Here is an 18,616-nt window from a genome sequence, read left to right as displayed (position 1 = left end):
CAATGAGTGGGGTCGAGTGGGGTGGTGATTCATGAGCCACGGTCCACGCCGACCCGTCAGATTGGAACGAAACTGGATCGCTTCGTTCACCCGCTTGTGCGGGCATATGAAATTATAATCCAAAAACACTTGTGGCTTACGTTTAATTACTATCCATCGGGCGCTGATTACATATCGATTTCGTCCCAATAATCGCAGTTCGCTACGTCCGGTGAGCAGTCTGCCTGCTCGCTCTTCATTTCATGCATCTGTTCCCTGGCTGTTATTTTGTTGCGAGAAAAGCTCATATTCGAATAGAACAAGGTGAGAGACCCGTCTGCCTCTCTTTCAATATGCGAGTGCGGCAATAGGCTCTCGAAAAGCGGGGACGATCCACGCGGATTCACCTCTCCCCGCTGTAGAATCGTCGCAAACCGATAGTTCACCGCCGTGCGACTGCCGTCGATCTTCGACAGGGACAGCTATTCGAACGAACGCCACTCAGTTTCGGTGCCGAGGATCTCCGCGAGCGAGGTGACCATCGACTGCAATTCGTCGATCTGTGCTTGCTGGTGCTGGACAACCTCCTGTAACTCGGCGATATCAGAGTCAGTCTCGTCGTACTGTTGGTTGATGTCGTCGACAGCCTCGGAATACTTCTCCATCGCCTCGGAGAGATGGGTGATATCCTCGTCCGTCGCCAGTCCGTGTTGGTCCGGTTCGCGGAGCATCTCTCTGTGCGTGACGATGGCGTCGGACACGCTCTCGCTGCCCTCCGGAAGCGCGATTTTCAGCCCGTTCGACGCTGCTGCGTCCTCGCTCGACGACTCGCCATCGGATTCAGCGGCCTGATCCTGTTCGGTACCTGCATTCGAGTTCGTCGGTTTACTGCTCATGTGGGAACAGGGGAGTTGCAATAGCATAAAACATCGTCAGACATATGAATTGAATGTGATGTGATTGTCCACCGTTCATTTTCGCGCGTCATCGTCCACATCTGGTACTGTCGAGGGTGTAAAGTCAGTCTCAGACAATAGAGCCTGGCCTGAATAAGATGATACGGTGTCTGTCAGTATCTGTCTGCAGTCAGAATATCTGCCGGCCGATTCTGCGTCGGATGTGAATCGTGGGGCCAGAATTGGGATCTGAGGATGGAGAATAATCATGAGTGAAAACGCAGCGTTTGAGAGCCGGAATCTCGGCATTTCGTTCGGATCGAGAGGAGACGCGAGCCAGCAAGCTAGACGGACGATGGTCCCGCGAGTGTCAGCAGTGCTATCCGGCCGGAATCGGTTCCACTCTGTCCTCAGGAATTATATGTCGGAGACGAGAAACTGTCTCTCAGATACGATGGTGTTGCTGCTAACCGTCGTCGGTATCGTCGTCGCCGTATTCGTCGGGTTCAACATCGGGGGATCGTCGACGGGCGTGGCCTTCGGTCCGGCAGTCGGGTCGCGCCTCGTTCGGAAGACGACCGCGGGGGCGTTGTTCGTCGGGTTCGGCTTCGTCGGCGCGTGGACCGTCGGCCGGAACGTCATCGCGACGATGAGTAGCAGTATCGTCCCGGCGACTCAGTTCACGCCCGCTGCGAGCGTCGCGGTCCTGTTTTTCACAGGCGCGTCGCTGTTTCTCTCGAATCTCTACGGCGTTCCGGCCTCGACCTCGATGACGGCTGTCGGTTCCATCGTCGGACTGGGCCTCGCGTCCGGCACTCTCAATCAGGCGCTGATGTTCGTTATCGTCTCGGCGTGGATCGTCGCACCGCTGTTGAGCTTCACTATCGGGGTCGTCGTCGGGCGCTATCTCTACCCGTATCTCGACCGGTACATCGCGTTCACGAAGTTCGATCTCCACTTCGTCCAGATCGATCGGTCGGGGACGATCCCACGTCCGTATCTGAATCCGAACGCGTCACCGCAGGATATCGTCGGGTCGCTCTCGGTGGTACTCATCGCCTGCTATATGGCGTTCTCGGCGGGGGCGTCGAACGCGGCAAACGCCGTGGCTCCCCTCGTCGGTGAGGGGGGATCGCTCACCGTCAATCAGGGGGTTCTGCTCGCGGTGGCAGCCTTCGGTCTGGGCAGTTTTACGATCGCCCGTCGCACCCTGGAGACGGTCGGGGACGATATCACGGAGCTCCCGATTCTCGCCTCGCTGATTGTCTCCATAGTCGGCGGCACAGTCATCACGGTCCTCTCGTATCTCGGGATCCCCGCGAGTCTCGCGGTCAGTACGACGTCGACGATCATCGGGCTCGGGTGGGGGCGGGCGAGCCGGGCAGCGACACTGGCGGAGTTAGCCACCCCAGCGCCCGACGGGCCGGACTTAGAAGTCACGACGGGAGCACTGGTCACCTCACGCGCCGAAGAGGCCCCCGCTAGCCCGACCATCGGGGATATTGCTCGCGACGAGGAACCGGAAGCGGATTCAGAGGATATCCCAGACGTGCCGGATGTCGGTGCGGAGGGCCCGGCGGATCTCGACGAGCGGAGCCTCTTCGACCCGAGAGCGGCCAGGCGTATCGTCACGATGTGGGTGTTGACGCCGTCACTGTCGGTTACCGCCTCGTACCCCGTGTTCATGTTCCTGCTATGAGACGCCCACTCGCGATTCGACGGTGGACCTGACTACTGGGATGGCGGACTGAACGGGCGAGGCACGTGCGACGCGACGAGTGAGAGTCGAACCGCGTGCCACTACCAGAGCGCTGCTCGGAATCGCTGCCGTACCCCGCTGGTCAACTTGGCCCCATCGGCCGCAGACTTATTCGATATCTATGTATTCTGTAATATATGTAGATACTATTCCTTCTCGAAATCAGATCGGAAGTAAATCGTGGTGGTGAATCCGGCCACGGCGTTCTATCGACCCGTTCCATTTATGTACGATAATTTGAATTACTTTGATATGGACAGAGAGATGCGATGTCACTAGCGGACGTGCAACGACCGGCGAATCGACGCGAACGGTATCGCTTCATGGCGACTGCCGCGACCAAACCATTCGCGGTCGGGGCGATTCTCGTGCCACTGCTGCTCCCCGTCGTGGGCTATCTCACAGGCGATATCCGGATCATGTTCACCGTCCACCTGTTCCTCGGTGCCTTCTGGTTCGGGACTGCGGTGCTCGGGGCGGTCGTCCTCGGCCCCGTCATGGGGAGCCTCTCCGAGGAGGCGAACGTCGAATTCGCCGAGGGGTTCGTCCCGAAGATGAACCTGCTCATGGAGCCGGTCTCGGTCGGCGTCGTCGGCTCGGGGATCGGCCTCGCCAGCATGATGGGTCTGTGGGCGTCGCCGACGCCCTCGTTGTGGGCGGCGCTCGGCCTCGCGATCGCACTGCTCGTCCTCGGGTTCGGTCCGCTGCACATGTTCACCGCCGGGATGTTCGACGAGATCGCGGCCGACGACACCGACCACGAGCGACTCGCCTCCCTGAACAAAAAGTACGGGATGCTGAGTATGGTCGAACTCCTCCTCATGATCGCAATCGTCGCCACGATGTCCGGCCTGCGCTGGGGTTTCTGAGCGCGCAGGTCACTCGCGGACCGGACCCGAGACACCGGGGAAACCGCGGTAGCCGGCGGACCGACAGTCCGTGGACACCGGACTTCGGTGACGAATTCAGCGTTGATAGCGCCACCCCAATTCTTATTCGACCGTTCGACCGAGTGTTCCGAATGCAACCGTCGACATCGATATCGGAGTCGATCCAGGTACTCCACGTCGACGACGACCCGGATCTCGCGGATCTCGTGGCGACCTTTCTCGAACGCGAAGACGAGCGACTCTCAGTCGAGGCAGTCTCGACCGTCGCTGACGCCATCGACCGTCTCGACGAGGCGGATATCGACTGCGTCATCTCCGATTACGAGATGCCAGGTCGGAACGGGCTCGAATTCCTCGAAGCGGTTCGGACGGACCGGCCGGATCTACCGTTCGTCCTGTTCACGGGCAAAGGCAGCGAGGAGATCGCGAGCGAAGCGATCTCGGCCGGTGTCACCGACTACCTACAGAAGGAGATGGGCGTCGAGCAGTACTCCCTCCTCGCCAACCGCGTCGTCAACGCCGTCGAGCGAACCCGTGCGGAACAGGCCGAACAACGGCAGCTCCGCGCGATCGAAACCGCTCAAGAGGGCATCAGCATCCTCGACGCCGACGGCGAGTTCATCTACGTCAACGACGCTTATGCCGATCTGTACGGGTACGACCGGGGGGAGATGCTCGGTGCGCACTGGACTCTCATCTACCCCGACCAGGATACCGAATCGATCCGGGAGACGATACTCCCGACCGTGCGATCCAACGGGTTCTGGCGGGGCGAAACAACCGGTCTCCGTGCAGACGGGAGTACCTTCGTCGAAGACCACCGCCTCGCGACGACCGACCACGGCGAACTCGTCTGTACGGTGCTCGATACGACCGAGCAGCGACGACAGAAACTGGCGATCGAGGAGTTGCACAGTACCGCCCGCGCGTTCATCCAGGCCGAGACCGCCGAATCGGTCGCCGAGATAGCTGTCGGGGCCGTCCGTGACATCCTCGGGATGCCCGCCAACGGGTTCCATCGCTACGACGAGACGGACGACAGACTGGTCCCGCTCACGTGGACCGACCGGACCGAGGAACTCGTCGGCGAGCCACCGGTTTTCGAATCGGGCGAAGGGATCGCCTGGAAGGCGTTCGCGGCGGGCGAGCCGCTCGTGTACGACGATATCGCGACCAACGATACTCGGTACAACCCGGACACACCGATCCGGAGCCAGTTAGCCATCCCGCTGGACGACCGTGGCGTTCACCTCATCGGGTCGCCCGAACCCGCCGCATTCGACGAGACCGACGTCTCGCTCGCGAAAACGGTCGCAGCGCACGCGACGGCGGCGCTCGAACGCGTCGAACGAGAGCGGAAACTCACTCGACAGAACGAACGGCTCGCGACGTTCACCGATATCGTGAGCCACGACCTGCGAAACCCGCTCAACGTCGCGATCGGCCGTCTAGAGTTGGCTCAGAGAGCGTGCGACTGCCCGCATCTCGCTGACGTCGACCAGGCGCTGGCGCGGACGGAGACACTGCTCGACGACCTCCACGCGTTCGCCCGAGCCGGGACGGCGACGCTCGATCGGGAACCCCTCGATCTCGCGACGCTCTGTCGAGGCTGCTGGAGACACGTCGAGACGGGTGCAGCGACGCTCGTCACCGACTCCCAGCAGGTGATCCGCGCTGACGAGAGTCGCCTCCAGGAGCTACTGGAGAATCTCTTCAGTAACGCGGTCGAACACGGGGGCGATGCAGTGACTATCACCGTCGGCGACCTCGAAGACGGATTCTACATCGCCGACGACGGCACAGGGATCGAAGACGCGGACAGGGACGCCGTCTTCGACTACGGGTATTCGACGAGCCAGGACGGGACGGGGTTCGGCCTCTCGATCGTCCGGGAGATCGCCGACGGTCACGGCTGGGACCTTCGCGTCACTGACAGCGAGACAGGCGGCGCACGCTTCGAGGTCCACAACGTCGAGAGAAGCGAGACGTGACTGAGCGGCGGGATATCCGGATTCGTGACGCACCACGACCGTCTGGTCGTGGGAATACACCCGTGACGGCTAAAACGAAATCGCCGCTTACGCCGGCTTGCCGTCCGCGTCGACGTACTGCTCTTCCCAGTCCCGGCGCGCTTCGATCTCCCGACGCCCGCGTCGGGTGAGACTGTAGAAGTTGGTTCGACGGTCCCGTTCGCCCTTCTCGACGAGGCCCTTGTCGACGAGCGTGTCGAGGTTCGGGTACAGCCGCCCGTGGTGGATCTCCTTCTCGTAGTAGGCCTCGAGCTCTTCTTTGATCGCGAGGCCGTGGGGTTCGTCCTGGCCAGCAATCGCGTACAGCAGGTCGCGCTGAAATCCAGTCAGGTCGTACATTGGACTAGTCCCTGATACGACTGCCAGACGGATAATTCTATCGAGGTTCCGGGATAGTCGGGACGAGAGCACGACTCTGTCGTTTCATCGCGGGATGTCGGGCCGGAGATGACGGTACCCAGAGGTGCAGTTCCGGAATCCAGCCGCCGACAGCGACCGTGGGCCCACGAGACGACGACGAAGCCGTCGACGAGACAGCCGACCACTTCGAACGCCACCGGCAGGACCTCGCCGCTCTCGGCGAGACCGGCGATATCGTCGAAGTCGACCCCATCACCGAGTCGGTTTCGGTCGTTCTGGACGGAGAGGACCCACACGGGCCAGCCGCACACGACCGTCACTGGTCGTCGAGCGCGACGGTTCGGTCGGCCCACGCCCGCAGTCGCCGGACGACGTCGCGCTCCCGGGCGGACACCGGGTCGTCGGTCCCGAGTTCGTCGCTCTCGAAGGCGTTGAGAACGGCCGCTTCGGCGGTAGCACAGTAGTCGAGCAGCTGCTCCAGTTCGTCGGGGGCGTGCTGGTATCCGATCGTGACGTCGTTGACGAAGACTGCGATCGGGTTCGCGGGCGCGGCCGCGAGCCGGTCCGCGACAGCCGCCGCGTTCTTCCGGGCGAGTTCGCGTAGTTCCGCTTCGCTTTCGCTCTCGGACCGTGGCGCGTACGCGTCGACCGTCCCGACCCAGACGTCGGCCGGGACGTCCGTGTACCGTTCGAGCCGGCGGCCGAGGACGGTCCCGTCGCGTTCGTACTCCGGACCGAACTCGAGGAGCACGACGCCTGCGGCCCCTTCCCGGTCGATCCACGTCTCCAGGGCGCGAGCGGTGAGCCGCGTTTTCCCAGCCCCGGACGGGCCGACGACGAGCGTCGATCCGTCGAGCGGAAATCCGAGGTCGGTCACGCGAACGCGGCCTCCCGCCGGACGTACTTCCCGAACACGCCGACCGTCGCCAGGCCCAGGACGACGGCGAACAGGAGGATCGCCCCCGACAGCGGACCGATGCCCGCGGCCACCTGTTCGCGGACGAAGTTCGCCGCGAGCGCGCCGGAGACGAGCAACAGGGCGAGTCCGGCGAGGTTGGCGACCGCGGAGTTCGATTCGGGGACCGCGGGCGAGTTGAGCAGGTACAGGACGACGGCGATGGCGAATGGCGTTCCGACGGTCCCGATCGCGAGGACGAGCGCCAGCTGACTCAGGACCGGCCCGCCGATGAACGCGCCCGGGGCCGAGAGGAGCGCCGCCGCGACGAGGAGTCCGCGGTACCGGTCGTCCTCGACGGTCGTCCCCCACCCGAGTTTGTCCGCCAGGAGGAACGGCGGGACGATCGTGTTCCCGCCGAGCGTCGAGACCGCCGCGCCGAGGAGACCGAAGAGGAAGAGCCACTCGGCGAACCGGCCGGCGAACGGTCCCAGCGCCTGTGCGGCCTCCACGGTGGAGAGGTCGCCGGAGGTGAGGACGCTCGCCGTGACGAGGTAGATCGCGACGCTGTAGATCCCGAAGGCGACGAGCATCGACGCGACAACGTCGAACGTCGCGAGGTCGTAGTCCTCGGCGGTCCAGCCGCGCGCTCGCATGGTGTACGAGTGCATCGTTATCAGGGTGATGTGGACCGCACCCCCGAGGATGCCCGCCGCGACCAGGGCGCTCCCGGACGGGAGCGACGGGACGAGCCCGCCGACCGCGGCGCCCGTATCGATCGGAACGACGAACAGCGACGCCACGAACGCGACGACGACGACGCTGACGAGGACTTTGGCGACGACTTCGAGGAACCGGTACCCCTGTGTCGCGAGACCGAGCGCGAGGACGACCGCCCACGCGACACCCCAGATGCGACTGTCGACGCCGGTGACGGTCGCCGAGACGCTCGCGACGGTCTTCATGATCAACAGCTGGGCGACGCCGGCCGCGACTACCACGTCGAGGACGAGCAGCCACGCCCAGGTGTCGCCCAGCCGGTCCGCGACAACGCCGACGATGCCGCGTTCGGTGAGCACGCCGAGGCGCATCGCGAGGTACTGCGCGAACGCCCCGGCGACTGCGGAGAGGATCACGACCCAGAAGAGCGCGTAATCGAAGGCCCCGCCGCCGGTGATCAGCGACCCCATCGTCGCCGGCCCGGCGGCGATCGCGCCGGCGACCCACGACGGCCCCATGTTCGAGAAATGCGACTTCACTCGGCCGACCGATGTCTCCGCGCTGTCGCGCGTCGGGGTTCCCATACCACGGGTTCGGCACACGCGCTGTATGAAGGTTTCTACACGGTGGTACCACTGAGTTGTCCCGTTCGCGATCTCCCGTCGAACGCCGGCGGTCGCACCCGGGAACTGCCGCTGCACTCGATGCTGAGATGTCCGCAGAAGCGGGCGAAGACGACTAAACCGTCACTTCTCTGATTCCGGACTTGCCGGTAGCGTGAACGAAAAGGTCGCGCCGTCACCGGGTTCGGACTCGACCCAGATCTCGCCGCCGTGCCGTTCGACGATCCGCCGGCAGAGCGACAGGCCGATCCCCGTCCCGGCGTGTTCGTCCTGGTTGTGCAGCCGGTGGAACACCTGGAAGATCCGGTCGGGGTCCTCGGCGTCGATGCCGATGCCGTCGTCCGCGACCGTGATCTGCCAGCGATCGCCCGTTCGCTCGGCCGAAATGTCGATTCGAGGCGGCCCGTCGCCGCTGTACTCGATCGCGTTGTCCAGCAGGTTCTGGAGCACCTGTCGGAGCTGATCCGCGTCCCCCTCGACGCGCGGGAGCGACTCGGCCGCGATCTCGGCGTCGCTCTCCTCGATCTGCAGCCGGAGGTCCGCGCGGGCGTCCGCGAGCACGGCGTTCAGGTCGACTGGTTCGAACGGATCGCCCTGCGTCTCGACCCGCGAGTATTCGAGCAGCCCCTCGATCATGTTGCGCATGCGGTCGGCGCCGTCGACGGCGAACTCGATGAACTCGCGGCCCTCGTCGTCGAGTTCGTCCTCGTAGCGGCGTTCGATCAGCTGGAGGTAGCTGGAGACCATCCGCAGCGGCTCTTGCAGGTCGTGCGAAGCGGCGTAGGCGAACTGTTCGAGGCGCTCGTTGGACTCCTTGAGCTTGCGCTCGAACGTCTTCCGCTCGGTGATGTCGCGAGCGACACCGATCACGCGCGTGGGGCCGTCGTCGTCTTGGACGGGATGGCCCGGCGCTTCGATCCACCGCACCTCCCCGTTTCGAACGATCCGGATCTCTTCGTGCTTGGGTTCGCCGGTTTCGAGGGCCGTCTCGATGGTCCGCTTGGCCCGCTCTCTGTCCTCCGGGTGGATCACCTCGGCGAAGTCGTCCCAGTCGTCGACCGTCGTCCCGTAGAGCGGCCGCTCCGAGGGGTAGAACGACGCCTGGTCGTCGTCGACGTTCCAGTCCCAGACGACCGAATCGGTCGCGTTGAGGGCGAACTCCATCCGGTCGCGGACGCGCCGGAGCTCCCGCTCTCGCTCTTTGCGCTCGGTGATGTCCTGAAAGGCGCCGCGGAGCAACGTGACCTCGCCGTCTTCGACCTCGGGGTCGCCTTTCAGGTGCGCCCAACGCACGTCGCCGTCCGGCGTTCTGAACCGGGTCTCCACGTCGAAGGGCTCGCCGGATTCGAGCGCCGTCTCGACCGCGCGCTCGACGACCGGTCGGTCCTCCTCGTGGTGGAGGTCGAACCCCTCCTCCAGCGGCGGCTCCTCGTCGTAGGGCACTCCCAGGATCTCGAAGAGGTGCTCGGTCCAGAATACCCCGTTTGTGTCCGGCTCGATCTCCCAGCCGCCGACGTCCGCGATGCGCTCGGCCTTCTCCAGGAGCTCGCGCGTCCGTTCGAGCTCCGCTTCGCGCTCCTTGCGGTCGGTGATGTCCCGGAAGTACACGGAGAGACCGGATTCGGAGGGGTACAGCCTGACCATCTCCCAGATCCCGAGCGCGGGCGAGTATCGCTCGAAGCTCGTCGGCTCCTGGGTCTCCATCGCCGTCCGGAACCTCCGGAAGATCGAGTCGGACTCGTCGGCGTCGAACACCTCCGACGGTCTCCGTCCGAGCAGTTCGCCGGCCGACCTGCCGAGGTACCCCTCGGCGCGGTCGTTCACGTACTCGAACCTGAACTCGTCGTCGAGGGCGTAGAAGGCGTCGTCGATCCGCTCGAAGATGTCGTCGAGCTCCCGTTCGAGGTCGTCCCGCTGGCGTTCGAGCCGGTCGGCCTGCTCTTCCAGCTGTTGCTCGTACTCTCGCCGTTCGGTCATGTCGCGGGTGACCTTCGTGAACCCCTCGATCGTTTCCTCGTCGTCTCGGATAGCGGTGATCGTGACGTCCGCCCAGAACCGGCTCCCGTCGGCGCGGACCCGCCACCCCTCGTCCTCGGTGCGGCCTTCGGTGGCAGCGGCTTCGAGGTTCCGATCCGGGACGCCGGCCGCGACGTCGTCGTCGGTGTAGAACGTCGAGAAGTGCTCGCCGACGATCTCGTCCCCCGAGTACCCCTTGATCCGCTCGGCGCCCTCGTTCCAGCTGACGACCCGTCCGTCGGCGTCGAGCATGAAGATCGCGTAGTCTTTGACGGCGCTGACGAAGGCGGGGAACTGCGCTCGGCCCGGCTGCTCGTCGGCGGCGGGGGACCCCTCGTCGGTCCACCAGACGCTCGTCGACTCCTCCCGCCGTTTCGTCCGCAACTCCCCCCGTTCGACCAGTTCCTCCAGACAGGGACGTGCGGCTTCTGGGGCGCATTCGAGCGCCTCGGCGATCTCCTCGGTGAAGAAGGGTGTCGATCGGCGATCGCTGTGCCGGAAGAATCCCCGGATATCGTCCGTCGAAACGTCCTCTGCCGACCCGGAGGATACCATTGTCTCCGAATCTAGTCGCGGGCGTATAAGCGCTTGGTGGTGACGGAACCGGCCCGCACGGATCCGCCGCGGCCCCGTTCGAGCGGCGCGCGAGCGCTATCTCGGCGGCAGTTTGGCTTCCGCGAGCCAGAACCGTTCGATCGACTCGGCGAGCGCTTCGAACTCCGCGGACGTCTCGGGTTTCACGACGTACGCGTTCGCGTTGAGATCGTACGACTGCAAGACGTCGTCCGCCGCGTCCGACGCTTTCACCGCGACGACCGGGACGCGCCGGAGTTCGTCGTGGTCTGTCAGTTCGCCGAGTACCTCGGTCCCGCTCGGTCCGTGGACGTGTAAGTCCAGGAGGACGAGTTGCGGGCGCGGTGCGTCGGTGTAGTCCCCTCGACGGTGGAGGAAGTCGAGGGCAGCGGCGCCGTCGGTCACGACGTGGACGCTCTCCGTGTACGCAGTCGATTCGAAGGCCTCGATGAAGGGCGCGGCGTCCTCCGGTGCTGATTCGACGAGCAGGACGTCGGCGGTCGGAGTCCCCCCACCGGTGAATCGGTTGCTCACGATACAGTGTTCCTCGCAGGGGAGAGGGGCCCCCGGGGAATAACCTGACCGCCTAAATGAGTTAGCGGACCGGCCGCGCCGGGGCCCTCGGACCATCTCGAAGGCTGTGCTGGAAGCCGCTCGGACTGCACCGAGGCCCTCGGACGGTCTCGCAGGGCCGCGCTCACAGGGAACGCGCGATCCGATCGAAGTCCTCCGGGCGGATCGGTTTCTCCAGGCACGCGTCGACTTCGGTGTGGAGGTCGTCCAGTTTGAGCGCCGCACCTTCCTGCGAACCGGAGATGGCGACGACGGGGACCTCCTGCAGTTCCCCGCCCATCTCCGCGAGGACCTCTTCTCCGTCCATCCGCGAGAGGTGCAGATCGAGGAGTATCAGGTCCGGCCGCGGTGAATCGGTGAACTCGCCCCGCCGTTCGAGAAACTCGAGCGCCTCCGGACCGTCGGTGACGACGTGGACAGTCGGATCGAAGTCCCCCTCCGCGAGCATCTCTTCCGTCAGTCGAACGTCCCCCGGGTTGTCCTCCACTAACAGGATGTCGGCGAAGCGGCTTGGACTGCCCATTCCTCCAATCGAACGGGGCTGCGAACGATAAGAATTGCGCCTCACGGCCGCAGACGGTGTAATAAGCGGTATCCGGCCGGTACGTAAACAGTAGTTCGTCTGCCCCGGGTGACGCTATCGCGCTCGCAGGCCCCGCCCCGAACACCGGGCGGGGCGAGCGTGTCGTGGAGGAGCGTCGAAGCCGTGCGCTCCGTGCAGTCTTCCAGAAGATGCAGTTCGGCCGTAGTATCCCGAGGAACTATAACGAAAAACAATTATCTTTACGACCCGTAGGTCAGACGCTTCCAGACGGACTCTCGGAGCGGGCCGTGCAGGCCGAGACAGATCATGGGGGTGATAGAGTGATGCCACACACCATCTGCATCGCGGACCGGAGGGAGGCACTGTCTTACTTCGAGCGACTGTGTGGGCTCCTGTTGGCGCCCGACCTCGATATGGGGACCACACTCGAACGGCTGTTCGCGACCGAAACCGACGAGTTCGGGCTGGACTACGCGTTCCTGTCCCGGATCGACCGGGAGACCGACCGGCTGACGTTCGAGGTCGTCCACGGGTCCGCGGACAGCTTCGGGCGGAGCGTCTCGGTGCCGCTCGCCTGTACCTACTGTCGGAACACGATAGCTGACTCCTCCGGGACGATGGTAGTCAGCGACGCGCTCGCCGAAGGGTGGCGGGAGGACCCGGCCTACGATCGGTTCGGGTTCCGCAGCTACGTCGGAACCACGGTGACCGTCGAGGGCGAACTGTACGGGACGCTCTGTTTCGCGGACACCGAGCCACGCGAGGAACCGATCGCCGACGAGGAGGTGACGCTCGTCGAGCTGTTCGGCCGCTGGGTGACCTACGAACTGAACCAGTGGACCGGGCCACCGACCCACCGTACCGTCAGCCGAAATCTCGGCGGGCCGGTCCGTCTGGACTCGCGCCAGCTCGACTCGGTCGTGGACGCGCTCGCCGAACGACCGAGACGCCTCGTTCTGCTCGCGTTGCTCGACGACACCGCCGGAACCGGCGGCCTCGATGTCCGGCGGACGCTCGACTGCGACGCGTCAACGGTGGCGCTCCAGCACGTCCACTTTCCGAAACTGGACCAGGCCGGGTACGTCGAGTGGGACCGCGAGGCGAACCGCCTCTCCCGCGGTCCGGCGTTCCACCATATCGAGCCGTTCCTCCGACTGCTGGAGGAGTACACCGCCGAGTGTTCCCAGTAGTATCGGACTTCTCCGTCCGTCTCCGCTGGCTCTCCCTTTTCGCCCGCTCCGTCTGGCAATCTTCTCTCCGTGTCCTCTCCGCTCGTCCTCTCTCTGTCCACCCCATTCGTCCTCTCCGCCGGTCGGCACGCCGTTCGATATCACTAGCTACCATACGCTTCCGAATCGTTTCACGAACATCCGTCATGAATATTTGACGTAATTATTTATTGAACGTGTTTGTATGCCGCGAGTATGCCGACAGACCACACGGGTGATAGTGGCACGGACGGCGGTGACGAGCGGGCGACGCTTCCGCGTCGACAGTTCCTCGCCGCGCAGTCGATGCTGGCGGCCGGGACGATCGCGGGGTGGGGGTCCGGCGTCGCGGCCGCCGAATCGCATGAGTCGGTCGAGAACACGGTGACGGTGGACACCGACAGCCGGTCGGGGGAGGTCCACGACACGCTGTTCGGCCGGTTGAACGAACACTACGGGGACGCGACGATCTATCCGGGCGTGTACTCGCTGCACGTCATGAACCCGACGTTCTGGCGGGTGCCCGACTACTGGTTCAGCGAGGAGATCGACGCGTTCTACGACGTCGATCGCCACGAGACGCTGCCGTTCCCCTGGGAACCGGTGACCGACTCGGGCGTGAGCTTCGAACACCGGGCCGACGGCGACCGCGTCGCCGGCGGGGAGACGCCCCACGGCACCGTCGGCTACCCGCGGATCACGGTCGACGACGCCGCCTCTACGGGAGGGCTCAGACAGCGGATCGTCCTCCCCGACTACCGGACGCGGGGGTACGATCTGGGGTTCTCGGTCCGCGGTGACGTCGACGCCGTGACGGTATCGATCACGACGCTGGACGGCGACGTGCTCGCCGCGACCGACGTAGAGGTCGACGATGAGTGGGAACGCCACGAACCGACGCTCGAACTCGACGAAGCGAGCGGCGACGAGTACGTCGGCGGCGCCGTCGCGAACATCCAGACGCCCTACGGGCAGTACGCCGTCGAGTTCACGACCGAAGACACGGGCCACTTCGACATCGATTTCGTCGAGTTCGCGGCCGACGACGCGGTCGAGGGGAAGTTCAACCCGCTCACGGTCGAGTTGCTGGCGGACCAGAACGGCACGTGGCTGAAGTGGCCGGGTGGGAACGTCACGAGCCAGTACAACTGGCGCGACGGGATCGGGCCGCTGGAGGAGCGGACGCCTCGGTTCAACCACGCCTGGCAGGGGATGCAGCCCAACTTCTTCGGGACCGCCGAGTACCTCGAACTGTGCGAGGTCGCCGACCTGGAACCGGAGATCACGATCGGCTGGTGGGACAACCCACCGGAGTGGGCCGCCGAGCGGCAGATCCTGCCCGCGGACGCCGCCGACTGGGTGGAGTACTGCAACGGTGACAGCGACGACACCCAGATGGGCGACCTGCGCGAGGAACACGGCCACGAGGAGCCGTGGGACGTCGAGTACTGGGGCGTCGGCAACGAGGTGTGGGGGAGCTGGCAGTGGGGTCACACGTCGGATCCCGGGGAGTACGCCACCGGCTCCGACGCGCGGATCGGGTTCGGGGCGTACTCCGAGGCGATGCGGCAGGTCGACGACGACATCACCGTCCTCGCCAGCGGGTGGGACCCCGCGGAGGCCGAGCACAACGACAACCCCTGGAACGAGACGCTGTTCGAGGAGCTCTCCCCCGAGGTGCTCGACGGCCTGAACGTCCACCGCTACCAGTGGGGCCTGGACAGCGCGGACGCGGTCGAGACGTGGAAGAGCGAGAACGACGCCGACGACTGGGACTACAGCGAGGTTATGGTGATGGCCGCGACGCAGCTCGGCGAGCAACTCGGCGACCTCGGCGATCTGGCCGCGGAGCACGGCTACGACGACTTTTACGTCAACCTCAGCGAGATCGGAATCTTCCCGACCGTCGCCGAGGGCGCCCCGTATCCCGGCCCGGAGACGATGCCCGGCGCCGCCTACGTGGCCGGCGTCCTCAACGCCTGCATCCGGGAGGACGACGTCGACTGGGCGTCACAGACGTGGGTCCCCCTCAAGACGTGGGTCCCCGTGAAGACGAACGACTACCCGCCGGACCCGAACCCGCTCCGCCCCGACGGCTCCGTGACCGGGCTGTACTCGGCCGCCTTCGAGGGCAACGTCGAGTGGCACGCCGTCGACGTCGGCGTATCCGGAGCGAGCCGCGACCTCCCCGACACCGGCCCGCGGATCAACCCGATGTCGGACGTGCCGTACGTCGACGCCGCCGCGATGGAGAACGAGCGCGGGAAGGAGCTGACGGTGTTCCTGACCAACCGGAACCTCCGCGCGCGGAGCGAGGTGACGATCGAACTCGGCGAGTGGTACGAGGACCGCTCGGTCGAGATCGTGAAACTCCGGCCGGCCACAGACGAGCGCCCCCTCCCCCACGAGTTCCCGACCTCGTGGGACGAACCGACGAACCACGCGGTCGAGCACACCGTCGAGGACGTCGCCGACGGCGGGACGGTGACTCTCGACCTCGAACCGGCCGCGATCGCTCGCCTGTACGTCGACAACGACCGCGGTCGGGCCGACATCATCGGCGACAACGGCGTCTGGCACGGTCTCGACGGCGAGGAGGACATCCCCATCGAGTACGACCGTTCGCCCGGCAGAGGAAAGGGCGGTGGGAAGGGCACGGACAAGGACCGAGAGAAGGGCCGAAGGAGCGAGTAGATCGGGTTCCGGAGGTCACTGCCCGGGCGCGGACCCGCGTTCTCCGCGTTCGGCCACCGTCGACGCGGCGGTCTCGGCCCAGTCCCCATGCAGGGCGCCCGCGGTGACGGTGGTTGTCCGGCCGACAGACGAGAGGACGATTCCCGGGAGCCGATTCCACTTTCACTCCGGTAGGCTGGCTTCTATGTGGGGACGGGCCGTCGGGAGTAGACAGTGAGAGAGCGACCGGAGCGCGGACGGCGCGCTCAGCGGCTCGCTCCCGCGGGAGACCACGAATGACTGCCCAAGAATCGTCGCGGCTCGGCCGCTGCCCGGTCTGTGGCGAGGACGTCCTGGCTCGCCACGTCTTGATCAGCTACGAGACCACGTCGGCCGACCGCGAAGTCTGGGCCGAGTGCCCGGGCTGCGGTGGCGTTGTTCACCCCCGATGAGCAGTTCGCTCGTCGAAGCGGTGAAGCGACTGCTGACCCCGTCGAGCGCGGTGCTGTTCGAGTGCCGGCGGTGCGGGGCGTCGCTCGACGAGGAGTCGGAGCCGTGCCACGAGTGCGGGAGCGAGGACGTCAGTCGATACGAGTTCTGACGGCCGAGCGGGGCCGCGCAATCGCGTCGGCGCGGTGAGAGGCTCGTCAGCGGCACAAACAGTTATTGTCCGCCGTCGGCAGAGAACTGGTGTGAACTCGGACGCCGGTGCAGCGACGAGAGCGGAGGCGCGCCGACTCCTCGAACGGAGCATCGGCCCGGACGCGGAGTTCCGTCCCCAACAGTGGGAGTCCATCGACCGGCTGGTGAACGAGCGAGAGCGGCTGTTGCTCGTCCAGCGGACCGGCTGGGGGAAGAGCACCGTCTATTTCATCGCGACCAGGCTGCTGCGCGACCGAGGCGCGGGCCCGACGCTGATAATCAGTCCGCTGCTGGCCCTGATGCACAACCAGATCCAGGACGCCGAGCGGCAGTTGGGTCTGGAGGCCCGGACGATACACTCCAACAACACCGACGAGTGGGAGGCGGCCAAACGGAGCGTCGTCGACGGCGACTGCGACGTCCTGTTGATCTCGCCCGAGCGACTCGCCAACCGGGAGTTCCAGGAGGAGGTGCTGGTGGAGATGGACGATGAGTTCGGGTTGCTCGTCGTCGACGAGGCCCACTGCATCTCCGACTGGGGCCACGACTTCCGGCCGGACTACCGCCGGATCAAGCGCATCCTGCGGGAGCTCCCGGACCACATTCCCGTCGCAGCGACGACCGCGACGGCGAACGACCGCGTCGTCGACGACGTGACCGAACAGGTCCCCGACCTGCAAGCCGTCCGCGGCGACCTCGTCCGGGAGTCGCTACGCATCCAGACCGTCGAGCTGGACTCGCGCGCCGAGCGTCTCGCCTGGCTCGCGGAGAACCTCCGGGACCTCCCCTCGGCGGGGATCGTCTACTGTCTCACTACCGACGAGGTCGAGATCGTCGCCGATTGGCTGGCCCAGCGCGGCCTCTCGGTCGAGCCGTACCACGGCGGGATGGACGGCGACCGCCGGCGCGAACTGGAAGATCGACTGCTGGCAAACGACGTCGACGGGCTGGTCGCGACGAACGCGCTCGGGATGGGCTTCAACAAACCGGACCTCGGCTGGGTCGTCCACTTCCAGCGCCCGCCGAACCTGATCCGCTACTACCAGGAGATCGGCCGCGCCGGGCGGGGCCTCGACGAGGCGTTCGCGGTCGTCCTCTCTGGCGAGGAGGACGACGACATCGCGGAGTTCTTCATCGAAGACGCGTTCCCCGACCCCGCCGACTTCGAGACCGTCCTGGAGACCCTCGCTGCGAGCGGCGAACCGCTGTACAAGTACGAAATCCTCAAGCGCGCAAACGTCTCGTGGAAGGCCGCATCGAAGTGTCTGAACATCCTGCGGGTGGACAACGCCGTGATCCGGGTCGACGACGGGTTCGAGCGGACGGCCAGGGACTGGACCTACGACCACGAGCGCATCGAGTCGATCACGGCCCACCGATGGGAGGAGCTCGCGCAGATCCGGGAGTTCGTCGAGACGGACGCCTGTCTGACCAAGTTCGTCGACGACGTGCTCGACGGGTCGCTCGAATCTCCCTGCGGCCGCTGTGCGAACTGCGCCGGTCGGTTCCTGCCAGCCGCAGCTCGCGACGACGACCTCGTGCAGGCGGCCGTCGAGCACTACCGCGCCGAGTCGTGGGACGAGATATCGGCGCGCTACTACATGCCCGAGCGGGGCGACGGTCGCTCGAAGATCGCCGAATCCCGCAAGCCCGAAGACGGGCGCGTCCTCTGCACGGACGGCGATCCCGGGCTCGGCGAACTCGTCCGCGACCAGCGAGAGAACGACAGCATCTACAGCGACGAACTGGTCGACGCGTCAGTCGACCACGTCGAGGAGGTGTGGAAACCGACGCCCGCGCCGGCGTGGGTGACGGCCGTTCCGTCGCTGTCCGAGACGGACCGGGTGACGGATCTCGCGAAACGGATCGCTGACGGACTCGGCCTCCCCTACGTGGACGCGCTTCGGAAGGTCGAACCGACCGCCCCGCGGGACGAACTCGCGAATTCCTACCAGAAGCGGTGGGACGTCGAAGGCGTCTTCGAGGTGACGGCGTCGGTCCGTCCGGACCCCGTCCTCCTGGTCGACGAGGCGGTCGACACCCGCTGGACGCTGACGGAGGCCGGGATGACGCTTCGGGACGGCGACAGCGGCGTCGTCTATCCGTTCGCTCTGGCCGAGCGAACCGGCTGGTAACCGCGGACGCGGCCGCCGCACACCGAATCCTCGCTGCGGTTTCTCCGACGAGTCGCTGGTACTGGGTAGTGGCCGGATCCCGAACCCCGCCGAGACGATC

The 18,616-nt window shown here is 65.5% G+C and carries 14 protein-coding genes; 7 read left to right on the top strand and 7 right to left on the bottom strand.

Annotated features, from left to right (window positions below; genetic code table 11):
• Positions 1–461 precede the first annotated feature (461 nt).
• Positions 462–875, bottom strand: coding sequence for a hypothetical protein (locus tag ACMGFH_RS13200; protein ID WP_415378908.1), 414 nt, complete (start codon positions 873–875; stop codon positions 462–464).
• A 454-nt stretch (positions 876–1,329) separates the two neighbouring features.
• Between ACMGFH_RS13200 and ACMGFH_RS13195 the strand changes: the two genes are divergently transcribed.
• From ACMGFH_RS13195 to ACMGFH_RS13185, 3 genes are all read left to right on the top strand, one after another.
• Positions 1,330–2,574 carry an inorganic phosphate transporter gene (locus ACMGFH_RS13195; RefSeq protein WP_415383250.1) on the top strand — a complete coding sequence of 415 codons (1,245 nt, stop codon included), beginning with the start codon at positions 1,330–1,332 and terminating at the stop codon, positions 2,572–2,574.
• 428 nt (positions 2,575–3,002) lie between these two features.
• Positions 3,003–3,503 carry a hypothetical protein gene (locus ACMGFH_RS13190; RefSeq protein WP_415378907.1) on the top strand — a complete coding sequence of 167 codons (501 nt, stop codon included), beginning with the start codon at positions 3,003–3,005 and terminating at the stop codon, positions 3,501–3,503.
• 152 nt (positions 3,504–3,655) lie between these two features.
• Entirely contained in the window at positions 3,656–5,515 is a 1,860-nt protein-coding gene (locus ACMGFH_RS13185; RefSeq protein WP_415378906.1) for a response regulator, read from the top strand.
• Positions 5,516–5,602: 87 nt separating this feature from the next.
• Here the strand turns inward: ACMGFH_RS13185 and ACMGFH_RS13180 are convergent, their stop codons facing one another.
• The 6 genes from ACMGFH_RS13180 to ACMGFH_RS13155 form a co-directional block, all read right to left on the bottom strand.
• The gene (locus tag ACMGFH_RS13180; protein WP_415378905.1) at positions 5,603–5,893 is read right to left on the bottom strand and encodes a PadR family transcriptional regulator; all 291 of its coding nucleotides are present in this window, start codon (positions 5,891–5,893) and stop codon (positions 5,603–5,605) included.
• A gap of 337 nt (positions 5,894–6,230) precedes the next feature.
• Complete coding sequence (locus tag ACMGFH_RS13175; RefSeq protein ID WP_415378904.1) at positions 6,231–6,791, bottom strand: hypothetical protein; 561 nt, start codon at positions 6,789–6,791, stop codon at positions 6,231–6,233.
• Positions 6,788–8,113, bottom strand: coding sequence for a divalent metal cation transporter (locus ACMGFH_RS13170; RefSeq protein WP_415378903.1), 1,326 nt, complete (start codon positions 8,111–8,113; stop codon positions 6,788–6,790). The genes ACMGFH_RS13175 and ACMGFH_RS13170 overlap by 4 nt, the downstream gene beginning before the upstream one ends.
• A gap of 162 nt (positions 8,114–8,275) precedes the next feature.
• Positions 8,276–10,723, bottom strand: coding sequence for a PAS domain S-box protein (locus tag ACMGFH_RS13165; RefSeq protein WP_415378902.1), 2,448 nt, complete (start codon positions 10,721–10,723; stop codon positions 8,276–8,278).
• A 96-nt stretch (positions 10,724–10,819) separates the two neighbouring features.
• Positions 10,820–11,275, bottom strand: coding sequence for a response regulator (locus tag ACMGFH_RS13160; protein ID WP_415378901.1), 456 nt, complete (start codon positions 11,273–11,275; stop codon positions 10,820–10,822).
• A 163-nt stretch (positions 11,276–11,438) separates the two neighbouring features.
• A complete protein-coding gene (locus tag ACMGFH_RS13155) occupies positions 11,439–11,837 on the bottom strand; it encodes a response regulator (RefSeq protein ID WP_415378900.1) in 399 nt (132 codons plus the stop codon).
• 344 nt (positions 11,838–12,181) lie between these two features.
• Between ACMGFH_RS13155 and ACMGFH_RS13150 the strand changes: the two genes are divergently transcribed.
• The 4 genes from ACMGFH_RS13150 (at position 12,182) to ACMGFH_RS13135 (ending at position 18,516) form a co-directional block, all read left to right on the top strand.
• Complete coding sequence (locus ACMGFH_RS13150; protein WP_415378899.1) at positions 12,182–13,048, top strand: GAF domain-containing protein; 867 nt, start codon at positions 12,182–12,184, stop codon at positions 13,046–13,048.
• A gap of 234 nt (positions 13,049–13,282) precedes the next feature.
• Entirely contained in the window at positions 13,283–15,760 is a 2,478-nt protein-coding gene (locus ACMGFH_RS13145) for an alpha-L-arabinofuranosidase (RefSeq protein WP_415378898.1), read from the top strand.
• A 427-nt stretch (positions 15,761–16,187) separates the two neighbouring features.
• On the top strand, positions 16,188–16,340 hold the full coding sequence (locus tag ACMGFH_RS13140; protein WP_415378897.1) for a hypothetical protein: 153 nt from the start codon (positions 16,188–16,190) through the stop codon (positions 16,338–16,340).
• 91 nt (positions 16,341–16,431) lie between these two features.
• Positions 16,432–18,516: a RecQ family ATP-dependent DNA helicase gene (locus ACMGFH_RS13135; protein ID WP_415378896.1), complete on the top strand. Its 2,085-nt coding sequence runs from the start codon at positions 16,432–16,434 to the stop codon at positions 18,514–18,516.
• Positions 18,517–18,616: the final 100 nt, after the last annotated feature.

The sequence above is a fragment of the Halosimplex rarum genome, assembly GCF_047715405.1.
Classification (GTDB): domain Archaea; phylum Halobacteriota; class Halobacteria; order Halobacteriales; family Haloarculaceae; genus Halosimplex; species Halosimplex rarum.
This window is presented reverse-complemented; position numbering and strand designations above follow the sequence as displayed.

What these genes read in the sequence shown, in the direction of transcription:
- ACMGFH_RS13145 (WP_415378898.1), top strand. Translation starts at nt 13,283, where the DNA reads ATGCCGACAGACCACACGGGTGATAGTGGCACGGACGGCGGTGACGAG.
- ACMGFH_RS13155 (WP_415378900.1), bottom strand. Translation starts at nt 11,837, where the DNA reads ATGGGCAGTCCAAGCCGCTTCGCCGACATCCTGTTAGTGGAGGACAAC.
- ACMGFH_RS13170 (WP_415378903.1), bottom strand. Translation starts at nt 8,113, where the DNA reads ATGGGAACCCCGACGCGCGACAGCGCGGAGACATCGGTCGGCCGAGTG.
- ACMGFH_RS13185 (WP_415378906.1), top strand. Translation starts at nt 3,656, where the DNA reads ATGCAACCGTCGACATCGATATCGGAGTCGATCCAGGTACTCCACGTC.
- ACMGFH_RS13150 (WP_415378899.1), top strand. Translation starts at nt 12,182, where the DNA reads ATGCCACACACCATCTGCATCGCGGACCGGAGGGAGGCACTGTCTTAC.
- ACMGFH_RS13180 (WP_415378905.1), bottom strand. Translation starts at nt 5,893, where the DNA reads ATGTACGACCTGACTGGATTTCAGCGCGACCTGCTGTACGCGATTGCT.
- ACMGFH_RS13195 (WP_415383250.1), top strand. Translation starts at nt 1,330, where the DNA reads ATGGTGTTGCTGCTAACCGTCGTCGGTATCGTCGTCGCCGTATTCGTC.
- ACMGFH_RS13140 (WP_415378897.1), top strand. Translation starts at nt 16,188, where the DNA reads ATGAGCAGTTCGCTCGTCGAAGCGGTGAAGCGACTGCTGACCCCGTCG.
- ACMGFH_RS13165 (WP_415378902.1), bottom strand. Translation starts at nt 10,723, where the DNA reads ATGGTATCCTCCGGGTCGGCAGAGGACGTTTCGACGGACGATATCCGG.
- ACMGFH_RS13200 (WP_415378908.1), bottom strand. Translation starts at nt 875, where the DNA reads ATGAGCAGTAAACCGACGAACTCGAATGCAGGTACCGAACAGGATCAG.